This window comes from Streptomyces solincola, from assembly GCF_002982015.1.
GTDB lineage: Bacteria > Actinomycetota > Actinomycetes > Streptomycetales > Streptomycetaceae > Streptomyces > Streptomyces solincola.
On sequence record NZ_PVLV01000598.1, the window covers coordinates 1 to 4,279 of the forward strand.

At 74.3% G+C, this 4,279-nt stretch carries 4 protein-coding genes and 1 pseudogene; 4 read left to right on the forward strand and 1 reads right to left on the reverse strand.

All coding sequences use genetic code 11. The features are described from left to right. The first annotated feature begins 109 nt into the window (after positions 1-109). Positions 110-937 carry a DeoR/GlpR family DNA-binding transcription regulator gene (locus C6N75_RS27975; RefSeq protein WP_105871649.1) on the forward strand — a complete coding sequence of 276 codons (828 nt, stop codon included), beginning with the start codon at positions 110-112 and terminating at the stop codon, positions 935-937. A 95-nt stretch (positions 938-1,032) separates the two neighbouring features. Continuing rightward, a complete protein-coding gene (locus C6N75_RS27980) occupies positions 1,033-1,497 on the forward strand; it encodes an SRPBCC family protein (RefSeq protein ID WP_105871650.1) in 465 nt (154 codons plus the stop codon). Positions 1,498-1,528: 31 nt separating this feature from the next. Here the strand turns inward: C6N75_RS27980 and C6N75_RS27985 are convergent, their stop codons facing one another. After that, the gene (locus tag C6N75_RS27985; protein ID WP_105871651.1) at positions 1,529-2,626 is read right to left on the reverse strand and encodes a PLP-dependent cysteine synthase family protein; all 1,098 of its coding nucleotides are present in this window, start codon (positions 2,624-2,626) and stop codon (positions 1,529-1,531) included. Positions 2,627-3,026: 400 nt separating this feature from the next. Here C6N75_RS27985 and C6N75_RS27990 point away from each other — a divergent pair, with 400 nt between their 5' ends. Next, entirely contained in the window at positions 3,027-3,356 is a 330-nt protein-coding gene (locus tag C6N75_RS27990) for a hypothetical protein (protein ID WP_105871652.1), read from the forward strand. A 230-nt stretch (positions 3,357-3,586) separates the two neighbouring features. Beyond that, positions 3,587-4,099, forward strand: a pseudogene (locus C6N75_RS27995) (ATP-binding protein); the annotation flags it as partial. Positions 4,100-4,279 lie beyond the last annotated feature (180 nt).

Below are 4,279 nucleotides of genomic sequence, written 5' to 3' on the forward strand. Positions count from 1 at the left end.
CCGCACCCCGCCGCGCCGCCGCACCTCCTCCAGGATCAGCGCGCCCCGCACGGGTCCTACCCGTTATTCCCCCCGGAGCCGCGGGTGAGCCGCATGGCAGGATGACGGCGTGAGTGACAACCAGAACCTCCTGGCGGAGCAGCGGCGCGCGCTGATCCTGGAGGAGGTGCGGCGGCGCGGCGGGGTGCGGGTCAACGAGCTGACCCGGCGGCTCGGCGTCTCGGACATGACGGTCCGCCGGGACCTGGACGCGCTGGCGCGGCAGGGCGTGGTGGAGAAGGTGCACGGCGGCGCGGTGCCGGCGGCCGAGGCGAGCAGCCACGAGCCCGGGTTCGAGGCCAAGTCCTCGCTGGAGCGGGACGCCAAGGAGGACATCGCCCGGGTGGCGGCCGAGATGGCCGTGCCGGGCAGCGCGATCGCCCTGTCCGGCGGGACGACGACGTACGCGCTGGCGCACAAGCTGCTGGACGTGCCCGACCTGACGGTGGTGACCAACTCGGTGCGGGTGGCGGACGTGTTCCACGCCGCCCAGCACGGCGGCGCGGGCGCGGTGGCGGCCGGCGCGGCGACGGTGGTGCTGACGGGCGGGGTGCGCACCCCGTCGGACTCGCTGGTCGGCCCGGTCGCCGACCAGGCGATCCGCTCGCTCCACTTCGACGTGCTGTTCCTCGGCGTGCACGGCGTCTCGGTGGAGGCGGGCCTGTCCACGCCGAATCTGGCCGAGGCGGAGACCAACCGCCGGCTGGTGGCCTCGGCGCGCCGGGTGGTGGTGGTCGCCGACCACACCAAGTGGGGCACGGTGGGCTTGAGTTCGTTCGCGCGGCTGGACGAGGTGGACACCCTGGTGACGGACTCCGGGCTGCCGGACGCGGCCCGTGCGCGGATGGCCGAACACCTTCCCGGCCTGGTGGTGGCGGGCGGCCCGGAGGCGGCCTGACGCCGAGGATCGCGGTGGCCGGTCGCCGCGGCCGGTCGGTCGCCGCGGCCGGCGGGCCTGCGCGTCGCGGGGTGCGGTCCGCCTACGATCGCCGGGTGAGCCTCTTCCGTGTCACCCGCAGGACGCCGCTGCCGCCCGCCGAGGTCTGGCGGCGGCTCACCGACTGGCCCGCGCACGGGGCGCAGGTGCCGCTGACCCGCACCCGGGTGCTGACCCCGGACCCGTCCGGACCCGGCACCCGCTTCACCGCCCGTACCGGCGTGGGACCGCTGGCCTTCGACGACCCGATGGAGGTCGTGCGCTGGAAGCCGCCCGGCGAGGGCCCGGACGCCGCCGGCGTGTGCCGCCTCCGCAAGCACGGCCGGGTGGTGACCGGCTGGGCGGAGTTCGAGGTCCGCGCCGAGCCGGGCGGCGGCACCCTGGTGGTCTGGACCGAGGAGATCGGCGTACGGGGAGTGCCCCGGGCGGCCGGCCCGGTGCTCGGCGGCGCCGGCCGGTTCGTCTTCGGCCGCGCCCTGGACGGCCTGCTGGCGCACCGCCCGGGGCGGGACACGCGCTGACCGCCCCGGGGGGCGCGCACGGACCCGCCGCTCAGTGCGTCCAGCCGCCGCCGGCCAGGAAGGTGTCGAGGGTCGCCCGGTAGGGCGCGACGTCCAGGCCCTGCCCGGCCAGCCAGTCGTCCGCGTAGTACCGGTCCAGGTAGCGGTCGCCCGGGTCGCAGATCAGGGTGACGACGCTGCCGGTCTCCCCCGCCGCCACCATCTCGGCGACGATCTTCAGCGCGCTCCACAGCCCCGTGCCGGTCGAGCCGCCGGCCTTGCGCCCGATGGCGTCGTCCAGGACGCGGATCGCGGCCATGCTCGCCGCGTCCGGCACCTTCATCATCCGGTCCACGGCGCCGGGCACGAAGCTGGGCTCCATCCGGGGGCGGCCGATGCCCTCGATCCGCGAGCCGCAGTCGCTGGACGCGCCCGGGTCGCCGGTCGTCCAGCCCTCGAAGAAGCAGGAGTTCTCCGGGTCGGGCACGCAGACCCGGGTGTCGAACTGCATGTAGTGCACATAGCGCGCGATCGTCGCCGAGGTGCCGCCGGTGCCCGCGGTGGCGACGATCCAGGCCGGCTCGGGATAGCGCTCCAACCGCAACTGCTGGTAGATCGACTCGGCGATGTTGTTGTTGCCGCGCCAGTCGGTGGCCCGCTCGGCGTAGGTGAACTGGTCCAGGTAGTGGCCCCCGGTCGTCCGGGCGAGCGCGGCGGCCTCCTCGTACATCCTGCGCGGGTCGTCCACGAAGTGGCAGCGGCCGCCCTGGAACTCGATCAGCCGGACCTTCTCCTGACTGGTCGTCCGGGGCATCACGGCCACGAACGGGACGCCGACCAGGCTCGCGAAGTACGCCTCGGAGACGGCCGTCGAGCCGCTGGACGCCTCGATGACCGGCCGGCCGGGCCGGATCCAGCCGTTGCACAGGCCGTACAGGAAGAGCGAGCGGGCCAGCCGGTGCTTGAGGCTTCCGGTGGGGTGCGTCGACTCGTCCTTCAGATAGAGGTCGATGCCCCACTCCTCGGGCAGCGGGAAGCGCAGCAGGTGGGTGTCGGCGGACCGGTTGGCGTCCGCCTGCACCTTGCGCACGGCTTCCTTCAGCCAGGCCCGGTAGGCCGGGTCGCTGCGGTCCACGTCCACGGTCGCCATCGGCGCGCCCGCCGTCCCGCTCGTCCCGTTCGTCCCGGTGGCGCGCTCCCCGGGCGCATCGGACTGTCCAACGGTGCTCACGCGCCACTCCTCGTGCTGTCGTCTCCCGGCGCCGGATCCCGTGCCGTCCGCCGCCGCGGCCCCGAACATACCTCCCGTACCTGCGCAAACGATGACTTGGAGCTTCCATAGGGGACACTTGTGGAAAGGACACGGTGAGGGCCGTTCGGCGGCCCGGCGGACGGACCCTCCGAGGGAGGGCGAGGGGCCGAAGGGGCGGAGACGGGTCGCACGGGGTCACCGGGGGGCGCGCGGAGGCATCCGCCCCCCGACCCTGGTGCGGGAGCCGCTCCTTGGGCAGACTGACCGCCACCACCAGGACGAAGGGGGTTGGGTACGCATGGCCGAGGCTGACTTCAGCGCGACAGGCGTACGGATCGAACGCTGGCCGCGGTCGCTGACCCGGGCCGGCGAGGTGCTGGTCAAGGACGGCAAGCTGGCGCTGCTGACCAGCTACGGACGGGTCATCGACAGTGCGCCGGTCCGGGCGGTGCGGACGGCGAGGCCCTGGTTCTCGTCACGCGGGGACGCCACCGTCGCCACACTCAACGGCACCCGCTACCGCCTCACGCTCGGCCAGCGCGACCCGGACGGGAGCGGGGCGGCCGCCCGGGCGCTGACCGGCCGGCTGTGGGAGGCCGTCCGCCGGGGCGGCGGCAGCACCGGCTGACACCGACCCGCCCGCGCCGCCACCGGTGACGGGAGCGTCCGGCGGGACTGACGGTCCGCGACTTGCGCCACGCGGTCCGCTGGGTCACGCTGGATGGACATCACTACTCAGGGTACGCCTACGGTCACTCTGTGGCGTTGACCCGCCGTGGCCGTACAGCCAGCCAACCTCTGGACCCGATCTCCGTCTTCTCCGTCCTCTTCCGGACCTCATTTCGGGGAGTCGCAGCCGTGATCAGCCAGGCAAGCAGGCAGTGCACGGTAGAGCTCCAAGCCCTGCCGTCGCGGATCGGACAGGTCCGCAGAATCGTTTCTGCGCAGTTGCGTTACTGGAACCTCGATTGCCTCATCGAGAAGGCGGCGCTCGGCGTCACCGAGCTGCTGACCAACGTGCACCAGCACGCCAGGCCGGACAAGGTGTGCACCGTCGAGATGGAGCTGCTGCTCGGCCGGCTGACGGTCTCGGTGCACGACCACGACCCGCGCCTGCCGGTGGTGAACGCCTCGGAGGCGCTGGCCACTTCGGGTCGCGGGCTCGCCCTGATCGAGGCGTTCAGCGAGAGCTGGGGGGCCAGGCCGCACGGTGAGGCGGGCAAGGTGGTGTGGTTCACCCTGCCCGCGCCCATGCAGCCGGCGCCGTCGATACCGCCGCTGCCGGTCTACGGGGCGGCCACCACCGGCCCCTTCCCCGCGGCCGTCCCCTTCGGCGACCCCGCCCTCGCCGCCCGCGCGGACCACGCCCTGACGGTGGTCGCCGCGCAGGCCGTCCCGCCCGATCCGACGCCGCCGACGGGACCCGCGACGCCGGCAGCCCCGCCTGGTCCGGTCTTGACTGGCCCGGCCCCGGCAGCCCCGTCGGGTCCGCCCCCGTACGGTCCGGTCCCGTCTGGTCCGGCGCCGTCCGGCCCCGCGCCAGGCCACGCG

Coding starts and splice junctions, on each gene's coding strand:
- C6N75_RS27985 (WP_105871651.1), bottom strand. CDS start 2,626: ATGGCGACCGTGGACGTGGACCGCAGCGACCCGGCCTACCGGGCCTGG.
- C6N75_RS27990 (WP_105871652.1), top strand. CDS start 3,027: ATGGCCGAGGCTGACTTCAGCGCGACAGGCGTACGGATCGAACGCTGG.